This is a genomic window from Mycobacterium sp. M26 (assembly GCF_001494595.1).
Classification (GTDB): domain Bacteria; phylum Actinomycetota; class Actinomycetes; order Mycobacteriales; family Mycobacteriaceae; genus Mycobacterium.
The window spans coordinates 1,328,934-1,352,042 of sequence record NZ_LN929907.1 but is presented as its reverse complement, the minus strand read 5'-3'; the positions used below and the strand labels follow the sequence as shown (position 1 = coordinate 1,352,042).

At 68.2% G+C, this 23,109-nt stretch carries 25 protein-coding genes; 10 read left to right on the top strand and 15 right to left on the bottom strand.

The window, feature by feature from the left end:
- Positions 1-3 precede the first annotated feature (3 nt).
- Genes BN3385_RS06480 through BN3385_RS06470 form a run of 3 tightly spaced genes read left to right on the top strand, consistent with a single transcriptional unit; the run spans position 4 to position 2,733 of the window.
- Positions 4-324, top strand: a complete 321-nt coding sequence (locus BN3385_RS06480; RefSeq protein ID WP_059015757.1) for a WXG100 family type VII secretion target — start codon at positions 4-6, stop codon at positions 322-324.
- Between the two features lie 30 nt (positions 325-354).
- A complete protein-coding gene (locus BN3385_RS06475) occupies positions 355-1,380 on the top strand; it encodes an NAD(P)H-dependent glycerol-3-phosphate dehydrogenase (protein ID WP_059015756.1) in 1,026 nt (341 codons plus the stop codon).
- 51 nt (positions 1,381-1,431) lie between these two features.
- Positions 1,432-2,733, top strand: coding sequence for an AAA family ATPase (locus BN3385_RS06470; protein ID WP_231748645.1), 1,302 nt, complete (start codon positions 1,432-1,434; stop codon positions 2,731-2,733).
- 1 nt (position 2,734) lies between these two features.
- On the opposite strand, the gene BN3385_RS06465 is transcribed toward BN3385_RS06470, so the two are convergent.
- A complete protein-coding gene (locus tag BN3385_RS06465; RefSeq protein WP_502688042.1) occupies positions 2,735-3,286 on the bottom strand; it encodes a hypothetical protein in 552 nt (183 codons plus the stop codon).
- 204 nt (positions 3,287-3,490) lie between these two features.
- Here BN3385_RS06465 and BN3385_RS06460 point away from each other — a divergent pair, with 204 nt between their 5' ends.
- On the top strand, positions 3,491-4,390 hold the full coding sequence (locus BN3385_RS06460; protein WP_059015755.1) for a mechanosensitive ion channel family protein: 900 nt from the start codon (positions 3,491-3,493) through the stop codon (positions 4,388-4,390).
- Positions 4,391-4,423: 33 nt separating this feature from the next.
- Here the strand turns inward: BN3385_RS06460 and htpX are convergent, their stop codons facing one another.
- Both htpX and grcC1 read right to left on the bottom strand, forming a co-directional pair.
- The gene (gene htpX, locus BN3385_RS06455; protein ID WP_059015754.1) at positions 4,424-5,287 is read right to left on the bottom strand and encodes a zinc metalloprotease HtpX; all 864 of its coding nucleotides are present in this window, start codon (positions 5,285-5,287) and stop codon (positions 4,424-4,426) included.
- Positions 5,288-5,359: 72 nt separating this feature from the next.
- A complete protein-coding gene (gene grcC1 / locus BN3385_RS06450; RefSeq protein ID WP_197415134.1) occupies positions 5,360-6,367 on the bottom strand; it encodes a nonaprenyl/(2E,6E)-farnesyl/geranylgeranyl diphosphat synthase in 1,008 nt (335 codons plus the stop codon).
- Between the two features lie 20 nt (positions 6,368-6,387).
- Between grcC1 and menJ the strand changes: the two genes are divergently transcribed.
- Positions 6,388-7,608 carry a menaquinone reductase MenJ gene (menJ, locus tag BN3385_RS06445; protein ID WP_059015752.1) on the top strand — a complete coding sequence of 407 codons (1,221 nt, stop codon included), beginning with the start codon at positions 6,388-6,390 and terminating at the stop codon, positions 7,606-7,608.
- Here the strand turns inward: menJ and BN3385_RS06440 are convergent.
- Entirely contained in the window at positions 7,601-8,200 is a 600-nt protein-coding gene (locus BN3385_RS06440) for a TetR/AcrR family transcriptional regulator (RefSeq protein ID WP_059015751.1), read from the bottom strand. The genes menJ and BN3385_RS06440 overlap by 8 nt on opposite strands.
- A 65-nt stretch (positions 8,201-8,265) precedes the next feature.
- Here BN3385_RS06440 and BN3385_RS06435 point away from each other — a divergent pair, with 65 nt between their 5' ends.
- The gene (locus BN3385_RS06435; RefSeq protein ID WP_059015750.1) at positions 8,266-9,831 is read left to right on the top strand and encodes a phytoene desaturase family protein; all 1,566 of its coding nucleotides are present in this window, start codon (positions 8,266-8,268) and stop codon (positions 9,829-9,831) included.
- Positions 9,832-9,907: 76 nt separating this feature from the next.
- Here BN3385_RS06435 and BN3385_RS06430 read toward each other — a convergent pair whose 3' ends face one another.
- On the bottom strand, positions 9,908-10,594 hold the full coding sequence (locus tag BN3385_RS06430; protein ID WP_059015749.1) for a demethylmenaquinone methyltransferase: 687 nt from the start codon (positions 10,592-10,594) through the stop codon (positions 9,908-9,910).
- A 56-nt stretch (positions 10,595-10,650) separates the two neighbouring features.
- Here BN3385_RS06430 and BN3385_RS06425 point away from each other — a divergent pair, with 56 nt between their 5' ends.
- Positions 10,651-11,475, top strand: coding sequence for an SDR family oxidoreductase (locus BN3385_RS06425; protein ID WP_059015748.1), 825 nt, complete (start codon positions 10,651-10,653; stop codon positions 11,473-11,475).
- Between the two features lie 44 nt (positions 11,476-11,519).
- On the opposite strand, the gene BN3385_RS28535 is transcribed toward BN3385_RS06425, so the two are convergent.
- Entirely contained in the window at positions 11,520-11,684 is a 165-nt protein-coding gene (locus BN3385_RS28535) for a hypothetical protein (protein ID WP_197415133.1), read from the bottom strand.
- Positions 11,685-11,879: 195 nt separating this feature from the next.
- Positions 11,880-13,013: a glycosyltransferase family 4 protein gene (locus BN3385_RS06415; RefSeq protein ID WP_059015746.1), complete on the bottom strand. Its 1,134-nt coding sequence runs from the start codon at positions 13,011-13,013 to the stop codon at positions 11,880-11,882.
- 87 nt (positions 13,014-13,100) lie between these two features.
- Here BN3385_RS06415 and BN3385_RS06410 point away from each other — a divergent pair, with 87 nt between their 5' ends.
- Entirely contained in the window at positions 13,101-13,763 is a 663-nt protein-coding gene (locus tag BN3385_RS06410; protein WP_059015745.1) for a DsbA family protein, read from the top strand.
- Here the strand turns inward: BN3385_RS06410 and BN3385_RS06405 are convergent.
- The 5 genes from BN3385_RS06405 to BN3385_RS06385 all read right to left on the bottom strand — a co-directional run bounded on the left by BN3385_RS06405 (position 13,724) and on the right by BN3385_RS06385 (position 18,453).
- Entirely contained in the window at positions 13,724-14,248 is a 525-nt protein-coding gene (locus BN3385_RS06405; protein WP_082690390.1) for a DUF3592 domain-containing protein, read from the bottom strand. The genes BN3385_RS06410 and BN3385_RS06405 overlap by 40 nt on opposite strands.
- Positions 14,248-15,873: a 2-succinyl-5-enolpyruvyl-6-hydroxy-3-cyclohexene-1-carboxylic-acid synthase gene (menD, locus tag BN3385_RS06400; RefSeq protein WP_059016458.1), complete on the bottom strand. Its 1,626-nt coding sequence runs from the start codon at positions 15,871-15,873 to the stop codon at positions 14,248-14,250. Before menD ends, BN3385_RS06405 begins: the two co-directional genes overlap by 1 nt.
- Before the next feature lie 96 nt (positions 15,874-15,969).
- Positions 15,970-16,758 carry an alpha/beta fold hydrolase gene (locus BN3385_RS06395; RefSeq protein ID WP_082690302.1) on the bottom strand — a complete coding sequence of 263 codons (789 nt, stop codon included), beginning with the start codon at positions 16,756-16,758 and terminating at the stop codon, positions 15,970-15,972.
- On the bottom strand, positions 16,755-17,495 hold the full coding sequence (locus tag BN3385_RS06390) for a DJ-1/PfpI family protein (RefSeq protein WP_059015744.1): 741 nt from the start codon (positions 17,493-17,495) through the stop codon (positions 16,755-16,757). Before BN3385_RS06390 ends, BN3385_RS06395 begins: the two co-directional genes overlap by 4 nt.
- Positions 17,496-17,505: 10 nt before the next feature.
- Positions 17,506-18,453, bottom strand: a complete 948-nt coding sequence (locus tag BN3385_RS06385) for a GlxA family transcriptional regulator (RefSeq protein ID WP_059015743.1) — start codon at positions 18,451-18,453, stop codon at positions 17,506-17,508.
- Positions 18,454-18,979: 526 nt separating this feature from the next.
- Here BN3385_RS06385 and BN3385_RS29170 point away from each other — a divergent pair.
- Positions 18,980-19,459: a hypothetical protein gene (locus BN3385_RS29170; RefSeq protein WP_059015742.1), complete on the top strand. Its 480-nt coding sequence runs from the start codon at positions 18,980-18,982 to the stop codon at positions 19,457-19,459.
- Here the strand turns inward: BN3385_RS29170 and BN3385_RS06375 are convergent.
- The 3 genes from BN3385_RS06375 to BN3385_RS06365 all read right to left on the bottom strand — a co-directional run bounded on the left by BN3385_RS06375 (position 19,456) and on the right by BN3385_RS06365 (position 22,527).
- Entirely contained in the window at positions 19,456-19,878 is a 423-nt protein-coding gene (locus BN3385_RS06375; protein ID WP_156432600.1) for a hypothetical protein, read from the bottom strand. The genes BN3385_RS29170 and BN3385_RS06375 overlap by 4 nt on opposite strands.
- An 88-nt stretch (positions 19,879-19,966) precedes the next feature.
- Complete coding sequence (locus tag BN3385_RS06370) at positions 19,967-20,959, bottom strand: o-succinylbenzoate synthase (protein ID WP_059015740.1); 993 nt, start codon at positions 20,957-20,959, stop codon at positions 19,967-19,969.
- On the bottom strand, positions 20,959-22,527 hold the full coding sequence (locus BN3385_RS06365; protein ID WP_059015739.1) for a long-chain-fatty-acid--CoA ligase: 1,569 nt from the start codon (positions 22,525-22,527) through the stop codon (positions 20,959-20,961). Before BN3385_RS06365 ends, BN3385_RS06370 begins: the two co-directional genes overlap by 1 nt.
- Before the next feature lie 88 nt (positions 22,528-22,615).
- Between BN3385_RS06365 and BN3385_RS06360 the strand changes: the two genes are divergently transcribed.
- A complete protein-coding gene (locus tag BN3385_RS06360) occupies positions 22,616-23,065 on the top strand; it encodes a YciI family protein (protein ID WP_059015738.1) in 450 nt (149 codons plus the stop codon).
- Positions 23,066-23,109 lie beyond the last annotated feature (44 nt).

Below are 23,109 nucleotides of genomic sequence, written 5' to 3'. Positions count from 1 at the left end.
TACATGGCCAAGAAGCTGTCCGTCGATGTCGACGCTCTCACCCACGCCGCCACCAAGGTCACCGGTCAGGGCGACGACGTCCACACCAGCCACGCAACCGCCAGCACCCGCATCTCGGCGGCCGAGGGCGGCTGGGCCGGCCGCTCCGCCCAAGCGCTGGCCAACCGGGTCGCCGCGTGGAACACCCGCACCGCTGAACTGGTCACCCGCATCGGCGACCACGGGCAAGGCATGCATACCAGCGCCACCGAGTTCACCGCCCACGAGGAGCGCAGCAGCGACGAACTGCGCCACGTCGCATCGCAGTTGCCGAACTCGCTGTAAACGGCCGACCCCGGCAATAACCTAATCGCCATGACACCTGACCGCCGCGAACCCAATGTCGTCGTCCTCGGCGGAGGCTCCTGGGGAACCACCGTGGCCTCCATCTGTTCCCGCCGCGGCCCGACCCTGCAGTGGGTGCGCTCGGAGGAGACTGCTGAGGACATCAACAAGAACCACCGCAACTCCAAGTACCTCGGTGACGAGGTGGAGCTGTCCGAAACACTGCGGGCGACCACCGATTTCGCCGAGGCCGCCAACTGCGCCGACGTGGTGGTTATGGGCGTTCCCAGCCACGGCTTCCGCGGTGTACTCACTGAACTGGGCAAGGAGCTGCGCCCCTGGGTTCCCGTCGTCAGCCTGGTCAAAGGCCTCGAGCAGGGCACCAACATGCGGATGAGCCAGATCGTCGACGAGGTGCTGCCCGGCCACCCGGCCGGCATCCTGGCCGGGCCCAACATCGCCAAAGAGGTCGCCGAGGGCTACGCCGCGGCCGCCGTGCTGGCGATGCCAGACCAGAACCTGGCCTCCAACCTGGCAAAGATGTTCCGCACCAAGCGTTTCCGCACCTATACCACCGACGACGTCATCGGCGTCGAGATGGCCGGCGCGCTGAAGAACGTCTACGCCATCGCCGTCGGCATGGGCTACTCGCTGGGCATCGGGGAGAACACCCGAGCCATGGTGATGGCCCGCGCCGTGCGCGAGATGTCCAAACTCGGCGAAGCCGTCGGCGGTCAGCGCGACACCTTCTCCGGCCTGGCCGGTATGGGCGACCTCATCGTCACCTGCACCTCCAAGCGCTCCCGCAACCGCCACGTCGGCGAACAGCTGGGCTCGGGCAAGACGGTCCAGGAGATCATCGAGTCGATGAACCAGGTCGCCGAGGGCGTCAAGGCCGCCAGCGTCATCATGGAGTTCGCCGAAAAGTACGGCATCAACATGCCGATTGCCCGTGAAGTCGACGCCGTGGTCAACCACGGAGCGAAGGTCGACGACGCCTACCGCGGACTGATGGCCGAGAAGCCCGGCCACGAAGTGCACGGCTCGCGCTTTTAGCCCACCGAGAAATCAGTAGCCAGCAAACAGTCGAACCGGCACAATTCTCGGGTGTTTACCTCAGAAACTTCGCCGCCGGCGCTGCTTGCGGGCGAATCCCGCACTGTTCAGCGTGCCGTCGAAGTGCTCGGTCAGATCCTGACCGGGTCGGTGAATTCGCGCACCACCGTTGACGGTTTCCTCTACGCCCACCTCGGCAGCTACGGCACCGATCTGGTGTGCGAGTCGCAGAAGCTCTCGCCTCTGGGGCTGGTGACCGCGGGCCTCGCACTGGCGGCGGTGATGGACCAGCATCACCCGGCGATCGGCCCCGGCGAAGACGACGAGCCCCCGACGTGGGGATCGGTGGAGATCGGCGGCACCCGCCTGGCCCCGCCGCAGAACCTGTCCGCCTACTTCGAGGCGGACCAGCTTGCGCCGGTGCCCGTCGTCGTGCAGATCACCGACGAGACTTTCGCCAGCTCGCGCATTCAGGTCTATGCGCGGCCGGGTGAACGCGAGCATGCCACCGAGGTGCTGGCCGCACTTATGGCCGACGCCCGCGGCGCGAAAAACCTCTACCGCGGACGCGCGCTGATAGCCACCGCCAACAACGGACTGCGTCTGGAACTGACCGAGCTGCCCGACGTCACCCGCGACAGCGTGATCGTGCCCGACGCCGTGTGGGACGAAATCGACCTCAGCGTCGCCGCCGTCACCGTGCACCGCGAGCTGATGGAACAGCTCGGCCTCGGGGTGCGCCGCGGGGTGCTGCTCGCCGGACCGCCCGGTGTCGGCAAGACCGTGGTGTCGCAGGTGATCGCCCGCGAGCTGCTCGGTGAGTTCACCGTGATCATCGTCGACGCCCGCGCCGGCCAGTACGTGCTGTCGGAGGTGTTCAAGGAAGCCCGCGGGTTCGGCCCGACGGTCGTCATCCTGGAGGACATCGACCTCATCGTGGAGAACCGCCACGCCGGCGGCGCCTCGGCGACGCTCTCGGAGTTTCTGGCGGCCATGGACGCCGACCCTATGGCTCCGATCCTGACGATGGCGTCCACCAACGACGTCAGCACGCTGGACGTCGCCGCGGTCCGCGCGGCGCGGTTCGACTCGATCATCGAGGTGGGCCATCCGAGCACAGCGGCGGCAAGCCAGATCCTGTCGCGCTACCTGCGCGGAGTTCCCGGTGCCGAGGACGTCGACGCCCGGGCCGTGGCCGCGCAGTTCCCCGCCGACATGAGCGGCGCCGACATTCGGGAAGTCGTGCGGCGCTCGGTGCTGTCGGGCCGCGGCACGGTGTGCACCGAGGATCTGGTCGCCACCGTGCGCTCCGGCCGGTTCAAGCCGGTCGTGCCGGTGGGCACCTACCTCTGAGTTAGCCCGGCGGCAGCGACGGGAAGTACGGGTTGGTGCCCTGCGGCCGGTCCAACATCGGGCTGGGGCCGGAGGTAAACGTCGCCGCCGGGCCGACGACAAAGCCGACCTGGTCGTGCTGGTTCACACAGGCCACCACACCGCCGCCGTCGACGCCGCAACTGATGTCGCGGAAGCCGATGCGGGTGTTGGGGGGCAGCGGCTTGACCGGGCCGGCCGAGTTGAAGATGGGCTGGCCAGTCGTTGAGAAGCCTGGCTCGCCGGAGGCCCCCGCACTGACCAGGTTCGCGCCGTCCGGCGCTCCGGGCAGCGGGCCACTGCAGCCGTAGCTGGTGTTCTGCTTGTTGATCACGCAGGTCACGCCGGGCGGACCGGCGAAGGCGTACCAGTTGCCGCCCATCACGGTGTAGTCCACCGGGCTGATCGCGGTGTAGCCGTTGATGTTGGGAAGTACGGGTGCCGGGGCAGGCGTCGGATCGGCTCCGGCGCTACCCGCCAGACCGATCGCCGCGGAAGCCCCCAGCACGCCGATCAGGATTCTGCTCAGCATCACCACACCCTATTCAGTCGCGTTGTTTGTTGCACTGTCGGTGCGCAGCGACCTGGTGTTACGCCTGTGACATCGATGACGTGCCGAGCAGACGCAAAATCGCACGAAAACGGGCCGAAATGTGCGATTTTGCGTCTGCTCGCGGACCGTGGGTGGGCGGATCCACAGATGTGTAGAAGCCCGTTCGGTGGGCAATGCAACCTCCCGATGACTTCCGCCAAAACCTCGCTGTACCTTGCCGTTTCATCGTCTGACCTGCACGACTTCTGGGCCGGTAACCTCGGTCGGTGGCTTCAGACCAAAGGGCTGCACATCCTGCTCGTGATCGCGGCCGCTGTGCTGGCCACCCGACTCATCAACTGGGTGGCCAGAAAGATCGCCCGCCGTCTTGATCGCGGTCAGGCGCTGGTGCGTTCCGAGGCGACCAAACACCGTCGGGCAGTCGCCTCGGTGATCTCCTCGGTTGCCATCGCGCTGCTCTATGCCCTGGTCGCTGTCGACATCGTCGACACCCTCGGGCTGCCCGTCGGATCGTTGATCGCGCCCGCCGCAGTGATCGGCGCTGCACTGGGCTTCGGCGCTCAACGAGTGGTGCAGGACCTGCTCAGCGGCTTTTTCATCATCACCGAGAAGCAATACGGGTTCGGCGACCTGGTTCAACTCACGGTCACCGGATCCGACGCCCGCGGGACCGTCGAGGACGTCACATTGCGGGTGACGAAGCTGCGCTCGGGCGACGGTGAGGTGTTCACCATCCCCAACGGCCAGATCGTGAAGTCACTGAACCTGTCCAAGGACTGGGCCCGCGCCGTCGTCGATATTCCGGTTCCCACCAGCGCCGACCTCAACACTGTCAACGACCTGCTGCACGACGTCGCCACCGCCGCCCTGCGCGACGACACGATGTGCCAGTTGCTGCTCGACGAGCCCGCGCTGATGGGCGTGGAGAGCATGCAGCTCAACACGGTGAACCTGCGGATGGTGGCGCGCACGCTGCCGGGCAAGCAGTTCGACGTAGGCCGGCAGCTGCGGGCAATGGTGCTGGAGTCGCTACGTCAGGAAGGAATCGTCAGCCCCAAGCCGCATGTCAGCGCTACTCAGAGTTAATCCCCGGGTCGCTTCGCTCCTGCCCGCCGAGCGCTAACGGCCCGCCATCTTCTCCAGCCGCGCGATGCGGTCCGGGATCGGCGGGTGGGTGGAGAACATCTTGCCGATGCGCTCACCGGAGCGGAACGGGCTGGCGATCATCAGGTGCGCCTGATCGGCCAGCTGCGGGTTGGGCGGCAGCGGCGCGGCCTCCACACCGCCACTGATCTTGCGCAGGGCCGAGGCCAGTGCCAGCGGGTCACCGGACAGCTCGGCACCGGACTCATCGGCCTGGTACTCCCGCGAGCGTGACACCGCCAGCCGGATCAGCGTGGCCGCGATCGGGCCGAGCAGCGAAACAAGCAGCAGGGCAAAGGGATTCGCGCCGCCTTCGCGGTTACCACCGAAGGCCCCGGCGAACATTGCCATGTTGGCCAGCGCGGTCACCACCGAGGCCAGCGCTCCGGCCACACACGAGATCAGGATGTCGCGGTTGTAGACATGCGACAGTTCGTGCCCGAGGACGGCGCGCAGTTCACGTTCGCTGAGCAGGTTGAGAATGCCGGTGGTGACGCACACCGCGGCGTTGCGCGGGTTGCGTCCGGTGGCGAAGGCGTTCGGGTTGGCGGTGTCGCTGATGTAGAGCCGCGGCATCGGCTGGTGCGCGGTGGTGGCCAGTTCGCGCACCATCGCGTAGATCTGCGGGGCCTGCACCTCGGTGATGGGCTGGGCGTGCATGGCGCGCAGCGCCAGCTTGTCGGAGTTGAAGTACACGTAGACGTTCATGCCGATCGCGAAGATCAGCGCCAGGAACATGATGTTGCGCCCGAACAGCGAGCCCAAGAAGACGATGAACGCCGACATGCCGACGAGCAGAACGAATGTCTTGAGCCGATTGGTGGTCGGATGCCAGGTCATCAGGTTCCTCCTACGAACGCACTCTCCGGGAGACTAACGCCCCGGACCCGTCGCAAGGTTCCGGAACCGCCGTCAGCCGTGCCGGTTGATCGTGTAGTCGACCAGAGACGCCAGCGCGCGGCGGCCCGGCACGTCGGGCAGCCCGGCCAGCTCCTCGCCGGCCTGCTCCGCGTACCGCTCGACAGTGGCCTTGGCCTTGGCCAGGCCGGTGCCGGCACGCAGCAGCCCGAGCGCCTCGGCCAGGGTGTCGTCGTCCTCGATCGGGCCGCGCAGCAGCTCACGCAGCCGGTCGGCGTCCGGACCGGTCTCGTTCAGCGCGTACAGCACCGGCAGGGTGTGCACTCCCTCGCGCAGGTCGGTACCGGGCAGCTTGCCCGACTCGTCAGGGTCGGAGTCGATGTCGATGATGTCGTCGGAGATCTGGAAGGCCGTGCCGACGATGCCGCCGAGCCGGCTCAGCCGCTCGATCTGGTCCGGGGTTGCCCCGGAAAAGGTGCCGCCGAACTGGCCGGACGCCGCGATCAGGCACGCCGTCTTCTCGTAGACGACCTTGAGGTAGTGGTCGACCGGGTCGACGCCCGCGGCCGTGCCCTTGGTTTCGCGCATCTGGCCGGTGACCAGCTGGGCGAACGTCTCGGCGATGATCCGCACCGCGTCCGGGCCGAGCTGGCTGACCAGCCGGGAGGCCGTCGCGAACAGGTAGTCGCCGGCCAGGATCGCGATGTTGTTGCCCCAGCGGGCGTTGGCCGACGGCGCACCGCGCCGGATCTGGGCCTCGTCCATGACGTCGTCGTGGTACAGCGTGGCCAGGTGGACCATCTCGATGACCGCGCCGGCCACGGTGACCTGCCAGGCGTCGGGTTCGGGCCCGATCTGGGCCGAGAGCACGGTGAACAGCGGGCGGAACCGCTTGCCGCCGGCCTCGAACAGGTGCAGCACGGCCTCGGTCATCAGCTCGTCGCCACCACGCAGTTCGGTGCCCATGAGCTCTTCGACGCGGCCCACCCCGTCGCGGACATTCTGGGCGAACACAGGGTCGCCGAAGTCCACCCCCGCTACCACGGTCGCCGGTGTCCTCACCCTGCCAACATACTGGGAGGGTGGACAGGCACGCGGATGTGGTCATCGTCGGGGCCGGGCCGGCTGGCTCGGCCGCTGCGGCCTGGGCGGCTCGCGCCGGTCACGACGTGCTGGTCATCGATGCCGCCGAGTTCCCCCGTGACAAGGCCTGCGGCGACGGCCTGACCCCGCGCGCGATCCTGGAACTGCAGAGCCTGGGCCTGGGCGAGTGGCTCGACGGCCACATCCGCCACCACGGGCTGCGGCTGGCCGGCTTCGGCGCCGCCGTCGAGGTGCCGTGGCCCGGTCCGTCGTTTCCCGGCTGGGGGTCGGCGGTGCCGCGGATGGAACTCGACGACCGGATCCGCAAGGTCGCCGAAGACTCCGGGGCGGCGATGCTGCTGGGCGTCAAAGCTGTTGACGTATCACGGGATTCCCGTGGCGCGGTGGACACCGTGGTGCTGGCCGACGGGTCGTCGGTGCGGTGCCGGTGGGTGATCGTCGCCGACGGTGCCCGCTCCCCGTTCGGCCGGGTGCTGGGCAGGCAATGGCATCAGGAGACGGTGTACGGGGTGGCCGCGCGTGGCTATCTGGCCTCACCGCGGGCGGCCGAGCCGTGGATTTCCTCCGACCTCGAGCTGCGCTCGGTCGACGGGCAGGTGCTGCCCGGCTACGGCTGGATCTTCCCGCTGGGCAACGGCGAGGTGAACATCGGCGTGGGCGCGCTGGCCACGGCCAAGCGGCCCGCTGACGTCGCGCTGCGACCGCTGATCAAGCACTACACGTCACTGAAACGACAGGATTGGGGCTTCGAGGGCTCGCCTCGGGCGGTGGCGTCGGCGCTGCTGCCGATGGGCGGCGCGGTCTCGGGGGTGGCCGGACCCAACTGGATGCTGATCGGCGACGCCGCGGCGTGTGTGAACCCGCTCAACGGCGAGGGCATCGACTACGGGCTGGAGACGGGTCGGCTAGCCGCGCAGATGCTGGGCTCCCCCGATGTCGCCTCGGCGTGGCCGGCACTGCTGCAGGCGCACTACGGGCGAGGATTCTCGGTGGCGCGCCGGCTCGGTCTGTTGCTGACGCTGCCGCGGTTCCTACCGTTGACCGGCCCGGTGGGGATGCGCTCGACGCGTTTGATGGGCTTGGCGGTGCGGGTAATGGGCAACCTGGTCACCGACGAGGACGCCGACTGGGTGGCGCGGGTGTGGCGCTCGGCCGGGTACGGCTCGCGAATCCTGGACCGCCGCAAGCCTTTCAGCTGAGCGGGGCCAGCCCCGAGCGCAGGAGTTCCAGACAGGTCGCCGAGAGTTCGGTGAGGTCGGTCTCGCACTTGTCGCGACCCCACTGTTCGAGCGCGACGATCAGCGCGGCGGCCACCGTCGCCCCCGCCACTTGGGCGATCAATTCGACGTCGGCCACCTGCCGGTAGCGGTCCCGAACGAACTCGCTGACCACCGCCGCGAACGAGGACTGCACCAGGCGCACGTGCCCGGCGGCCCGCTCGCCGTCGATCAGGCTGGCCCGGGCCAGAGCCGCCTGGCGCACCACCTCGACGTCGTGCGGGAAGCTGTCCATCGCCTTGAGCACGGCATCGATGAGCGGTTCGTCCTTGGGCCGGCGTTCGAGCGCCTCGGCAAACCACTCGAAATGGGTTTCGTAGTCGGCGAACAGCACCGCTTCCTTGGTGGGGAAATGCCGGAAAAAGGTGCGCTGGGTGACGCCGGCCTCCTCGGCCAGTTCGGCAACGGTGACGTTGGCGAAGCCGTCACGGGCGAACCGTTCCAGGGCAACACGGCGCAACGCGTCGCGGGTGGAGCGACGGCGTTGTTCGTGCAGGTTGCTCGACATCGTGATGATCGTAGCCGATCAATTTGTCAGAACAGTCGCAATTGCGTCAGTACTGACATAAACTCCGCCGCATGACTGATTACGACGCCATCATCGTGGGGGCTGGACACAACGGATTGACCGCGGCCGCGGTCCTGCAGCAGGCGGGTCTGCGCACGCTCATCCTGGAACAGAACACCTATAGCGGCGGCATGGCGGCCACGGTCGAACTCATCGACGGATTCCACTTCGAAATCGCCGGGTCAATCCGTTTCCCCACCGCGGCCAAGATCAACAGCGAGCTCGGACTGGACACCCTGCCGGTCATCGAGAACGAGATCATGTCGGTCAACATCGGTGAGAACGGCGAAGAGCCGATGGTCTTCCACCACGACCCGATGAAGATGATGACCGAGATGACCGAAAAGCACGGCCTGGAAGCCGTGATGGGGATGGCCCAGCTCTACGCCTGGGCCACCGGTCCACGAAAGGCGTTGGGCCGCTTCGACGCACTGGAACCTCCGAAGACCATCGATGAGATGTACGCCTGCGCCGCCGACGAGAACGAGCGCCAGGCCATCCACGACATGCTGTTCGGCTCGGCGATGGACGTCATCGATCGCTACGTGCCGGATAAGGAGAAGCATGCGGTGATCCGCGGCATGCTCGCGTTCCTGGCCGTCAACTCCACCTACCGCGGGCCGTACACCCCGGGCAGCGCAACATGTTTGGCGTTCGCGCTGGCCATGCCCGAGGAGGGAGGCCAGATGACCACCAAGATCAAGGGCGGCATCGGCGCGCTGTCCGATCACCTCAAGAAGCTCTACCTCGAGGCCTCCGGCGAGATCCGCTATCGCGCCAAGGTCGACAAGATCCTCGTCGAAAACGCCAAAGTCACCGGTGTGCGACTCAAGGACGGCACCACCGTCACCGCACCCGTCGTTGTGTCCAACCTCGCGCCCGACACCACCCTGCTCGATCTCGTTGGCGCCGAGCACCTTCCGTCCTCGCTCGTCACCCGCCTCGGCGGCCGCGACCACCGCGGCTCCTATCTGCAGATCCACTTCGCGCTCGACGGCCTGCCCGAATACTCCGCGCCCTACGACTTCCTCAACGAGCCCGGAATGCAGATGTCGGTCGGCATGTTCGGTTCGCCGGAAAGCCAGCAGCGGCAGTGGGATAACTGCCGGTTCGGCGTCATCCCCGACAACCCGGCGCTGTCGATCCAGATCCCGACCGTGGGTGATCCGGAAATGGCGCCGGAGGGCAAGCACGCCGCCAGCGTGTACGTCTACGCCTTCCCCACCGAAGCACCCCGCGAGCAGCACGGTCACCTCAAGAACGAGATGGCCAAGGTCGTCATCGACAAGATCACCAAGTACGCGCCGAACTTCAAGGACATCGCGATCCGCAACATCACGTTCGCGCCGTACCACATGAACACCATGTTCGGCGCACCCAACGGTGACTTCTGCCAGGGCCTGCTGCAGCCGGAGCTGATGGGCCCGAACCGGCCCGGCCCCAAGGGTTTCCTCGACGAGCCCATCCCGATCGAGGGTCTCTACCTCGGCGGTGCGGGCTGCCACGGCGGGCCGGGCATCACGTTCATCCCGGGCTACAACGCCGGCTATCAGGTGCTCGCCGACGCCGGACGGTAGGTGCGCGGGCGGGCGTCACTCTGGCGTGACGCTCGATGCCGAGCGTTGCTCTGGTGTGACGCTCGGCGGCGCGACGCTAGGGCTTGACGGCGGCGTGCAGGGCGACGATGCCGCCGGTCAGGTTGCGCCAGCGCACCTGCGACCAGCCGGCCGCCTCGATGCGGCGGGCCAGCTCAGCCTGATCCGGCCACGCCCGGATGGACTCCGCCAGGTACACGTAGGCCTCGGGGTTGCTCGACACCGCCGTCGCCACCCGCGGCAGCGCGCGCATCAGGTACTCCTTGTAGACCGTCGAGAACACCGGCACGACCGGCGTGGAGAACTCGCACACCACCAGCCGTCCGCCGGGCTTGGTGACGCGGGCCATCTCGCGCAGCCCGGCGGAGTGGTCGACGACATTGCGCAGACCGAAGCTGATGGTCACTGCGTCGAACACCTCGTCGGCGAACGGCAGCTTGGTGGCGTCGGCGCCGACCTTGGGGACCGGGCGGGTGGCCCCGGCGTGCAGCATGCCCACCGAGAAGTCGGCGGCCACACACCACGCCCCGGACTTGGCCAGCTCCACCGTGGAGACCGCCGTCCCGGCGGCCAGGTCCAGCACCGAGTCGCCGGGTCCGATGCCCAGTGCCGAGCGGGTGGCGCGCCGCCAGGCGCGGTCCTGCCCGAGCGAGAGCACGGTGTTGGTGATGTCATAGCGGCGCGCCACGGCGTCGAACATCGACGCCACGTCACGGGGATCCTTGTCCAGCGTCGCGCGGCTCACGGACCCGACGCTACCCGAGTGGGAATCATCGGCGGGCTGAGGCGTTGGCTAGGACCATGAGCGAAAAAGTGTGGTTCATCACCGGAACATCCCGCGGCTTCGGACGGGAGTGGACGATCGCCGCCTTGGAGCGTGGTGACAAGGTCGCCGCGACCGCGCGCAACACCGACACCCTGGCCGACCTGGTCGAGAAGTATGGCGACGCGATCCTGCCGATCGCCCTGGACGTCACCGACCGGGCCGCGGACTTCGCCGCGGTGAAGAAAGCCCACGACTACTTCGGCCGCCTCGATGTGGTGGTCAACAACGCCGGCTACGGCCACTTCGGCTTCGTCGAAGAACTCAGCGAGGCCGACGCCCGCGACCAGATCGAAACCAACGTCTTCGGTGCCCTGTGGGTGACCCAGGCCGCGCTGCCGTTTCTGCGCGCCCAGGGCAGCGGGCACATCATCCAGGTGTCCTCGATCGGCGGGATCACCGCCTTCCCGCTCGTCGGGATCTACCACGCCTCCAAGTGGGCGTTGGAAGGCTTCTCCCAGTCGCTGGCGCAGGAGGTCGCACCCTTCGGCATCCACGTCACGCTGATCGAGCCGGGCGGCTTCGACACCGACTGGTCCGGCCCGTCCTCGCGGCGTTCCGAACCGCTGCCCGACTACGCCGAGTTGCACCAGCAGGTGGCCGAGGCCCGCGCCGCGCGCTGGGCCAAGCCCGGCGACCCGAAGGCGTCGGCCGCGGCGATCCTCAAGGTGGTCGACGCACCGACCCCGCCGCTGCGGGTGTTCTTCGGCGAGTCGCCATTGCAGGTGGCGCGTGCCGACTACGAGAGCCGGCTGGCCAACTGGGAGCAGTGGCAGCCCGTCGCCGTCGAGGCGCAGGGTTAGAGCCGTCGAGGCGCAGGGTTAGAGCCGTCGAGGCGCAGGGCTAGCTATATGACGTGCGCGTCGACTTGCAGAAGTTGGCGCGCCCGCCTAGCCATGCGTTCGCTGAGGTGGATCAGCCGATCCTCGTGCCCGGCCGGCATGGTGTAGGCCAACTTACGGAGCTCGACGGCAAAGGCTTGCAGTTCTTGACGAAACGTCGGGTCACTCATGAGGTCTCCCCAGACCTTGGGACTTCGGATACTGGCCAGTGTGCCCCCAATCACACTGGAACAAAACCTATCTCAGCAACAATTCAGCTGAGCGCCACGAAGTTGTCGGTATAACCGGTGCCCACCTCTCAGCGACTCGTGCAGAGCGCCACGCAACGGAGCGTGCCCGGTGAGTCGCTCAAAGGTGGGCAGTGATCATGCGGCCCGGATGCGCCGACGACCGTCGGCCTGCACCGCCTCGTAGTGCCCGAGCAGTTGGTCGCAGACCGCCGGCCAGGTCCGGCCGAGCACACTGCGCCGCGCTGCCTGCGCGTAGCGGGGCCGCTCGTCGAGCAGGTGCAGCACCGACTGGGGCAGCCGCTGCTCGAACTCGTCGACCGACAACAGCAGCCCGGTGCGATACGGGGCGACCAGATCGCGCGGCCCGCCGGCGTTCGGGGCGATCACCGGTAGCCCGGAGGCCATCGCCTCCTGGACGGCCTGGCAGAACGTCTCGTGCTCACCGGGGTGGACGAACACGTCCATGCTGGCGTAGGCGGCGGCGAGCTCGGGGCCGTAGAGCGCGCCGGTGAACACCGCACCCGGCAACAGGGCCTGCAATTTGGCCCGGTCCACCCCGTCGCCGACGATCACCAGCTGCAGGTCGTCGCGGTGCGCCAGGACGGCCAAGCGTTCGACGTGCTTCTCGGGCGCCAGCCGTCCGACGAACCCGACGATCGGCCTGCCCTGCGGTGACCACGCCGCCCGCAGCGCCGCGTTGCGGTTGGATGGCGCGAACCCGGTCACGTCGACGCCGCGACCCCAGTGATGCACTCGCGGAATATTATGGGCGGCAAGGTCTTCCATCGCCGCCGTCGACGGCGCCAGGGTCCGGTCGGCCCGCGAGTGCAGGTGCTTGGTCCACGCCCAGGCCGCGCGGGAGGCAACGCCGATGCCGTAGCTCTCGGCGAACCCGGCGACGTCGGTCTGGAACACGGCGACCGTCGGCACCCCGAGATGGCGTGCGGCGTGCAGTCCGCCGTAGCCGAGCAGGGCCGGCGACGCCAGGTGTACGACGTGCGGGTCGAAGCCGCGCAGCACGCCGACCATCCGCGGTCGCGGCACCCCCAGCGGAAGCGACGTCACCTTCGGGAACATCCGGGCCGGAACTCGGTGCACCCGGATACCGTCGTGGATGCGGTCGGCGGGACGTTCACCGCGCGGGTTGTCCGGGGCGATGACGAGTGCTTCATGACCCGTGCGGCGCAGATGCTCGAGCACCCGCAGCACGGAGTTGGTGACTCCGTTGACGTTGGGCAGGAAGGACTCGGCGACAATCGCAACGCGCACGTCCCAAGAGTGCCAGCGGCGCCTGTCAGCAAGGTTTCGTCCAGGCATACACGACACGAAAAGCTGGTGGGACGGTACGGTGCGAGCATGCGCTATCTGGCTGCGCTCGTCGTGACGCTCCTGCTGATCACCGGCTGCAGCCGGGCTGTCGCCGGTGTGGCACAAGTGGATCCGAACGGCCCGGCGACCGAGATCTCCAAGGACGGGTTCGGCGTGATCGCCGGCGACCCCAACGCCCCGGTGCAGATCGAACTGTTCACCGAACCGCAGTGCACCCACTGCGCCGATCTGCAGAAGGACTTCGGCGACGAGCTGGCCAAGTACATGAACCTCGGCCAGCTGGCCGTCACCTACCGGCCGCTGACGTTCCTGGACACCCCGAGTACCGGCGGCCATTCCGAGCGCGTCGCCAACGCGCTGTTCGCCGCGGCCGGCCCCAAGACGTCGGCGAAGGCCTTCCAGAAGTTCGTCGAGGACCTCTGGGCCCATCAGGATCCCGGCGGCAAGGGACCGAGCAACGACGAGATCGCCGACATGGCCCGGGAGAGCGGCATCGGCGCCGAGGCCGTCGCCGCCATCAAAGCCGGCAAGGACGCCGTCGACCTGAAAGATATGGCGGACACCAACTTCGAGTACCTCTACGAGGTGGATCCGGTGAGCACCGGAACGCCGACGGTGTACGACCTGAACAGCGGCGAGAAACTCGACATCTACGACAACAACTGGCTGTCCAAGCTGATCTCGTCCTGACGCGCCAGCCGGCGCTCCATCACCACCAGCCCGGTCAGTAGAATCGCGCCAACCAACCAACCCACAACGGCGACCGAAGCGGCCGGAATGATCGCCAGCGAGGCGTTACGGTCTTGCACGCGAACAAGATCCGGATCGTCACGGTCATATTCGACGTAGATGCGCATCCCGTCGGCCAGTTCCGACGGGTAGAGCACACCCAGTTCGGGGCGGTAGGTGACCCGGTCCGGGGTGACGAACTCGATGGTCGAGCGCCGCGGGCCCGCGGAGAGCACCTCGGCCTGCGCGACACCCATGTTCTGTTCGATCTGACGGTCGTTGCGCCAGGCACCGGCCACCAGCAGGATCGACTGCAGGGTCACCAGTCCGAGCACGATCCACACCGCGCATTTGCTCCACCGCAAGGCTTTTCGCGCGGGGGTGTCGACGACACCGGGTGTGCGCCGGGGTAGCGCGGGTTCCAGCAGGGCTCGCAGCCTGCGGATCACAGCGCCGCCTTGATCGCGGCGTGCAATTGGCGCAGCGAGGACCGGTCGGCCTTGACTTCCAAAACCCGCATACCGTCGTGGTTTTCGGCGAGCGCGTCGGCCAGTTCGGCGACCTCGATCTGACGCGAGTCGACGTGGTACGCCCGGCACAGCGCGCCGACGTCGACGTCGTGCGGGGTGCCGAAGATGCGCGAGGACACGTCGGAGAATCGTGGATCGCCCTGCTCGAGCAGCTCGAAGATGCCGCCGCCGTTGTCGTTGGACACCACGATGGTCAGGTTGGCCGGCGTCGGCTCCGTGGGACCGATCAACAGCCCCGAGCTGTCGTGCACGAACGTCAGGTCACCGATCAGACCGATGGTGCGGCCGGTATGTGCCAGCGCCGCGCCGATGATCGTCGACACCGTGCCGTCGATCCCGGCGACCCCACGGTTGGACCGCACCTTCAAGCCCTCGGTGTTCAGCCCCACCAGGGCGGCGTCGCGCACCGGGTTGGACGCACCCAGCACCAGCTGGTCGCCCGGGCCGACCGCGTCAGCCACCGCGGCCGCCACATGCAAGCCGGTGGTCAGCGGATGAGCCTGCAGTTGTTCGCGCACCGCGGCTACCGCGTGCCGGTTGGCGTCCGCGCAGCGTTCCAGCCAGGCCGGGTCCGGGGCGCCGATGGTCTCGGCGCGGGTGCCGGTGGCCTGGCTGTTACCGGAGACGTCGGGCCAGCGCGGTCCGGTGGTCAGAGCGAATACCGGTAGCGACGGGTCGGCCAGCAGGGTGGAGACGGGCCGGTGCAGGGTGGGCCGGCCGAGCATGATGACCTGCTGGGGTCGCAGCAGCGGGAGCGCCAGCGGGTGCAGCGCATTGGGTGCGTGCGGAGCGGTCGGCTCGGCAACGGTGGGCAGATGCGCGAGGTTGGGATGGACACCCGCGCCGTGCCCGGCGATGACGACGGTGTCCGGCGTCAGGTCGATCTCCAGCGGCTGGTCGAACGTCACCGGTGGGGTGTAGGTCCACGGCCTGCCGTCGGGACGGCCCGGCGGCACCTCACTCGGTGCGACGGCTTCGTCGGGAACCAGCGGCTCGCGCAGCGGGATGTCGAACTGCACCGGGCCGGCGTTGGCGGTGCGGGCCCCTGTCGCGGCGGCCAGCACCCGGCAGGTGGCCGAGCGCCACTGGGCGTTCAGCGAGTCCAACTTTTCGGGAGCGTCGTCGGCCAGACCCAGACTGATCGCCGCACGCACCTGGGTGCCGAAGTAGCCGAGTTGCTCGAAGGTCTGGTTGGCGCCCGTGCCCAGCAGTTCATAGGGCCGGTTAGCGGACAGCACGATCAGTGGCACCCGGGCGTAGTTGGCCTCGACCACGGCCGGGCCCATATTGGCCACCGCGGTGCCCGACGTCATCGCCACACAGACCGGGGCACCTTCGGCCACCGCCAGGCCGATAGCCAGGTAGCCCGCGGTGCGCTCGTCGATGCGGACGTGAAGCCGGAGTTTGCCCGCCCGGTCGGCGTCGTGCAGGGCGAAGGCCAGCGGCGCGTTACGGGAGCCGGGGCACAGCACGACGTCGCGGACGCCGCCGCGAATCAGTTCGTCGACGACGACCCGAGCCTGAGCCGTCGATGGGTTCACCACTACAGCGTGTCATATCGCCATTTGAGCGCCCAAACCAACAATTGGGCGTCAAAGCGCGAGTAGATCGCGCCAGAACGTCGAGTTCGGCGCAGCTCAGACGAGGGTGCCGGCGAAGAAGTCCAGCATCGCGCTGTTGACGGTGTCCGGGCGCTCCAGGAAGCCGAGGTGGCCGGTGTGCCCGATCTGGACGTAGCGGCCGTTGGGCAGGGCATCGGCGACCTCGCGGCCCAGCGCGGCCGGGGTGATGACGTCGTCGGCGAAACCGATCACCAGCACCGGCGTGGTGATCGACCGGTAGGCCGGTAGCCGGTTCTGGGTGGGCACCACCGTCAGCTGCGCACGCCAGCCGGGTGTGCGCTTGAGCGGGAACGCCGTGAACATCTCGTACCACTCGGTGATCGCACTGTCGTTGTTGATGGTCTTAGGTGAAAAGTTCTCCAGCACACGGACTTTCGCAGCATAGGCGGGCGGCAGTTCGATACCGGAGTCGGCCAGCACGTTCTCCGCGGCGCGGAACGACTGCCGGGTGGTGTCGACCCGGCCCCGGGTGCCCATGAGCACGGCCTGGCTGACCAGTTCGGGGCGGACCAGCATCAGCTCCTGGGCGATGAAGGCCCCCATTGACATCGCCACGATGCGGGTGGGGCCGCCGACCAGCTGCTCGATGATCGTCGCGGTGTCGGCGATCATCTGCTCGGTCGAGAACCCGCCGGCATTCTCGGTGGCGCCGATCCCGCGGTTGTCGAAGGTGATGCATCGGTAGCCGGCGGCCTGGAAAGCGGGCACCTGGTAGATGTGCCAGGTGCGGCCAGCGCCGCCGGTTCCAGCGATGAACAACACCGGCTCGCCGGAGCCCGTGTCGTCGTAAGCCAGGTTGATCACCTGGCAGAGGCTACGCGACCCTTCCTGCGCTTATTGCGGGCCGTCTGCAGTGCGCCCTGCCACAGCAGCCGCGCCGACTGAGAGAGCTGATGGCCGGCGATGGTCTCCTTGGACAGCAGCGCGGTGGCAGTGGCCTTGGTGGACGTCGAGGCCTTGGAGATGTGGCCGGAGTCGAACGGCGGATGCGGGTCGTATTCGATGACGAGCTGGATCGCCTTGGCGCGCGCCTCGCCGTTGATCTGACCGGCCAGCCACAACCCGAGATCGATCCCGGCCGACACCCCGGCTGCGGTGACGATCTGGCCCTCCCTCACGATCCGTTCGTCGCTGACCGGGGTGACGCCGAAGGTACGCAGCATCGGCACCACCATCCAGTGCGAGGTGGCCCGCTTGCCCTCCAGCACGCCGGCCGCGGCCAGGATCAGCGACCCCGAGCACACCGACGTCGTCCACGCGGCGGTCTCGTGCGCCTGCCGCACCCACGCGAGCACCTTTTGATCCTGGGCATGCTCGAAGGTGGACATACCGCCGGGCACCAGGATGACGTCGGGCGACGGCGTCTCGTCGAACGAGTGGGTGGCACCGACGATCAGCACACCGGAATCGGCAGTGACCGGTCCGGGCTCATGCCAGACGAAACGGACCTCGGTGTCGGGCAGGTTGCGCAACACCTCGTAGGGCCCGATGAAGTCCAGAGCAGTGAAACCGGGATAGAGCACGATGGCGATCTGGGTCATGATGTCTCCTCTAGGCGAAGGTCTTGCGGTACTGGTCGGGTGAGACGCCGATACGTCGGATGAAGTTGCGGCGCATGGTTTCTGCGGTGCCGAAGCCGCAGCGGGCGGCGATGGTCACGACGGTGTCGTCGGTCTCCTCGAGTTGCCGGCGGGCGGCCTCGGTGCGGACCCGTTCGACGTAGGCCCCCGGCGCCTCGCCGACCTCGTCGGTGAAGACCCGGGTGAAATGCCGCGGGCTCATGGCCGCACGGCGGGCCAGGTCGGTGATGCTGTGTGCGGCACCGGGTTCGGACTCGATGGCCTCCTGCACGTCACGGATCGGTTCGCGCCTGGCGCGCGGCATCCACACTGGCGCGGCGAACTGGGTCTGCCCGCCGGGCCTGCGCAGGTACAGCACCAGCCAGCGGGCGACGGTTTGGGCGACCTCGGTGCCGAAGTCCTCTTCGACGAGCGCGAGCGCCAGGTCGATGCCGGCGGTGACGCCGGCCGCTGTCCAGACCGTCGGCGTGCTGCGAATGAAGATCGGCTCGGAATCGACTGTGATGGCTGGGAATTCGCGGGCCATGCGATCGGCGAACGCCCAGTGGGTGGTAGCGCGATGACCGTCGAGCAGGCCGGCCTGGGCGGCCAGGAACGCGCCGGTGCAGACGCTGACCACCCGCCGTGAGTTGGCGACCGCCCGGTTGATCCACGCCATCGTGGCCGGGTCGGTGCGGGCGGCGTCGACACCCGCACCGCCGGGGAGCACCACGGTGTCGATATCGCGCGGGTCCGCCATGGCCTCGGCGACGAAGGCCAGACCGGTCGGGGTGGTGACCGGTGAGCCGTCCGGTGAGACCACCCTGACCTGGTAGCCGCCCTCGGTGAGCGCGGCCGCGCCGGTGAACACGTCGTGCGGCCCGACCAGGTCCAGCGCCTGCACGCCGGGGAAGCCGAGAATCACCACCGATCGCGTCATGGCTCTCAGTGTTCGCGCTCGCAGCCATGGCGTCTACGCCATGGAGCCCACAAATCAGGACATCGCAAGTCTTACGGCTGGGAAAATTCTTGAGAATCTGCTGCGAACTCCCTGTGTGGCGGCGTTAGGTTCTTGACTGAAGAAGGAGTCGCCATGACGAGATTCGTTATTGCTCCCAGTCTTGCCGGAATCGCCGTCACCGTCGCCGCGCTCACTGCGGCGCCTGCGCACGCGTCAGAAGAGTTGTCCTGTTGGGTGGAAGATCTCTGCGGCTCCGGCACTGCCAGCAGAACAGCGACAGCGAGTGCAACCACCAACCCGATCAGCGCGATCATCGGCAATGGCACCGCCGACCATCCCGACGCGGGCATTCTGATCGGCAACGGGTACAGCCCAGACCCTCTCACCTGTGGCCAGCAGTGCGACGGCGGCGATGCCGGCCGACTCTGGGGTAACGGCGGCAACGGGGCCAACGGCGGCCGCGGCGGCAACGCCTATCTGTTCGGCAATGCCGGCAACGGCGGTAATGGCACCGCCGCAACACGTTCTGGGACTGGGCAGGCCCGGCAACGGCGGCGACGGCGGCAAGGGTGGCGACGGACTTCCCGCCCTGGCCGGCGGTCCCGGCGGCCAGGGCGGATCCAGCGGCATTCTCGGCGGCCCGGGCGGCACCGGCGGAACAGGCGGTGAGGGCGGAGCGTTCGGCGGCAAGGGCGGCAACGGCGGGAGCGGCGGCAACGGCGGCGGCTTTGCCAGCGGCGGTACCGGCGGGCGCGGCGGCAACGGCGGCCTGGGTTCTATCGGCCCTAGCGGCGGTCAGGGTGGCACCGGCGGCCAGGGCGGCACCGGCGGAGACTTCGGTGGACAGGGCGGCACCGGCGGCGCGGGTGGGACCGGCGGGAAGGCCGTCAGCAACGGCTTCCCGGGAAACCCGGGCAGCCCACCCACAGGGAAATCCGGCGGTGCGGGCGGCACCGGCGGCGCCGGTGGGTCAGGCATGCCCTAACCCGCGCGCTCGATCCGTCGACGCAACGTGTGCCGAGAACGCCACGGCAGCAGCGACCAGGCGTTCAGCACTTCGAACTGAGCCATCGACAAAGCGGTCGGCATTCCGATGGCGGTGCGCGCCCCCACCAAAACCGGCCCGCGCAGCAATGGCACGTCCGACGCCGACCACCCCGAGGTGGCCAGAAGTAGTTGGGTGGCAAGACGATTCACCGGCAGGGATTCTGACCCGGGACCGGTGAACCAGAACACCACGCCGTGACGGCTGGTGAGCGACTCCCAGTGCGATCCGCTCACGGCGGCGGCGACCTGCTCGCGCGGCACCATGCCGACGCCGCCGTCGGGGGTCACCATCACCGCGGCCGGTCCGGTCGGCCGCATGAGTGTCGCTATCGACACCGACAGCACCCGTTTCCTCATGGCCGCACCTCCTGCGATCAGTATCGCGCGGGGTGTGCCGCTGCGGGGTGACGAATCCATGACCGCGAGATCGACGAAATGGCGCGATCTACTCGCAATTCCCCGCCCGTTTGTCGGTTTCGGCGGAGAGGAGCAGGGGGTGGCAGGCGCGGACGCGGGCGATCCACCAGTCGCGGCGTTCGGCGGAGGCGGCGAGCGCAGCGAGCCGGGCCGGGTCCGGCGTGACGTCGACGACGGGAAGTCCGCCGTCCACCGGGACGATGTCGGCGACGTCCTCGACGAAGAGCCCGCCGGTGCCCAGACCGCAGGCGTGCTCCAGGCGCGGCAGCGCAGCCGCGGCGGCCAGTCCGGCCGCGATGCCGACCGCGGAATCCAGTGCACTGGAGACCACCACCGGAATGTCGATCTCGGCGGCAATGCGCAGCAACGCCGAGACCCCGCCCAACGGCGCGACTTTCACCACCGCGATGTCGGCGGCCCGTGCCCGCACCACCGCCAGCGGATCGGACGCCTTGCGGATGCTCTCGTCGGCCGCGACCGCGACGTCCACCCTTCGCCGCACCTCGGCCAGTTCCGGCACGCTGCGACACGGCTGCTCGAGATACTCCAGCGGCCCGTCGGCGCTCAGCGCGCGGGCAGCGGCGACGGCCTGCTCGACAGTCCAGCCGCCGTTGGCGTCCACCCGCACGGTCGGGATCGTCGCCCGCACGGCGTTCACCCGTGCGACGTCGTCAGCGAGAGTCTGCCCCGGCTCGGCGACCTTGACCTTCGCGGTGCGCGCCCCGGGGAACCGCTCCAGCACCGACGGCACCTGCTCGGCGGGCACGGCCGGCACCGTCGCATTGATCGGAATGACGTCACGGACCGCGGGAACACCACTGCCATAAGCGGATTCGATCCCGGCGGCCAACCAGAACGCCGCCTCCGGTGGCTCGTACTCCAGGAATGCCCCGAACTCACCCCAGCCCGAGGGGCCGTCGATGAGCGCCACCTCGCGAACGGTGATGCCGCGGAAGCGCACCCGCATCGGCAACGAGACGACGTGCAGTCGCTCCAGTAGGTCCTCGAGCGGCGGCAGCATCAGATAGCGCGGTCGCGGTTCTCCCAGTACGGCTTGCGCAGATCCCGCTTGAGCAGCTTGCCGGTGGGGTTACGCGGCAACTCCGGGGAGATCTCCACGCTGCGCGGGCACTTGTAGTGCGCCAGATGCTCACGGCACCAGGCGATCAGCTCCTCCTCGGAGGTGCTCTGCCCGCCGGACAGTTCGACAACGGCCTTCACCGTCTCGCCCCACTTGTCGTCCGGGACCCCGAACACCGCGGCGTCGAGCACCGCCGGATGGTCGGTGAGCACTCGCTCGACCTCGACGGAGTAGATGTTCTCGCCGCCGGAGATGATCATGTCCTTGAGCCGGTCCTCGACGAAGACGAAGCCGTCGGCGTCGACGCGGCCGATGTCACCGGAGCGGAACCAGCCGTCCTCGGTGATCGCCGACGATGTGGCCTCGGGCTTGTTGTGGTAGCGCAGCATCAACTGCGGTGTGCGGAACCACAATTCGCCGGGTTGACCGGTCGGCACCTCGGCGAGGGTGTCGGGGTCGACGACCAGGACTTCGACCTCGCGGGCGGGCTGGCCGGCGCTGACCAGACGGTCGGGGCGCGACTCGTCGCGATGGACGTCCGGGGAGAGTTGGGTGATCGCACCGCACACCTCGGTCAGTCCGTACACCTGGATGAAGTCGGTGTCGGGCCACGCCTTGAGGGCCGCCTTCAGCAGCGCCGGCGGCATCGGTGAGGCGCCGTAGACGAACGTCTTGAGGGCACTGAACAGTTTGATCGCGTCCTCGCCGGACTCCAGCACCTTGGCCAGCACCGCGGGCACCAGGAACGTGCGGTTGGCGCCCTGCAGGATCGCTCCGGCCAGCGAGGCCCCGTCGGCCTCCCGGGTGATGATCGTCGGGATACCGGCGTGGATGCCGTACTGCACGTAGGACGATCCGCCGACGTGGAACAGCGGCATCGCCACCATGTTCTTGTCGTCGGGCCCGAATTCAAAGGTCCCGGCATTCAGCGTGTGCGCCAACAGGTTTCGCTGGCTCAGCGTCACACCCTTGGGATGACCGGTGGTTCCCGAGGAGTACATGATCAGGCAGGCGTCATCGGGCTGCACATCGTGCCCGCGCCCCACCGGGGCGGCCGCCTTCAGCATCGCCTCGTACTGATCGCCCTGCCCGCCCTCGGGGGTGACCTCGATGACGCTGTCGACGTGGGTGAGCTTGTCGCGGATCTTGTCGATCGCCGGGATCAACTCGGTGCCGACGATCAGCAGCTTGGCGCCGCAGTCGTTGAGGACGTAGTCCATCTCCTCCCCGGCCAGGCGGAAGTTGATGATCGCGGTGGCTGCGCCCAGCGAGGCGGCGGCGATCGTCGTCTCGACGCAGGCGGGGTGGTTCTTGTCCAGGAACGCGACGACGTCGCCGCGGCCGATGCCGCGCTCGGCCAGCGCACCGGCGCATCGGCGGATCCGGTCGTACCACTGCGACCAGGTCCAGCTGCGGCCCAAGTAGGAGACCGCCTCGTTGTCGGGGGTGTGCTCGGCCCAATACGCCGGCCGGTCGTCGAGGAAGCGCGGTTCGGGAGGCTGTTGCATACCGCACAGGGTGCCATGCCGATGAAAAACGGGGTTGGAGCTTGTCGATATCAGTGCACCCGTAATCGAGACGTAAGGAGCCAACCCCATGCGCTACATGATGATCATGCGGTCCACCCCGGAAGCCGAGGCCGCGATGGCCGAGCAGAACATCGACTTCGACCAGATGATCGCGATGATGGGTCGCTACAACGAGGAACTGGTGGAGGCTGGGGCGCTGTGGGCCGGCGAGGGGCTGACGCCGCCCGATCAGGGCTTCGTGGTCGACTTCAGTTCCGATCCGCCGGAAGTCGCCGACAAGCCCTACACGGGCGACTCGTTCGACGGGTTCTGGATCATCGAGGTGTCCTCGGCTGACGAGGCCAAGACGTGGGCGGCCAAGTGCCCGCTGGGCAGGGGCGTGACCCTGGAGGTCCGCCGGCTCGCCGAGGCCACCGAATTCCCCCAGGACAACGAGTGGGTCCGCCGCGAGATCCAGTGGCGCGCGGACATCGCCGAGAAGCAGGCGGCCGACGCCCGGCGGGCGGCGGGAAGGTAAGACAGCCCTTCCTTCTGATCTGGAACACGTTCTAGTCTGGAGCG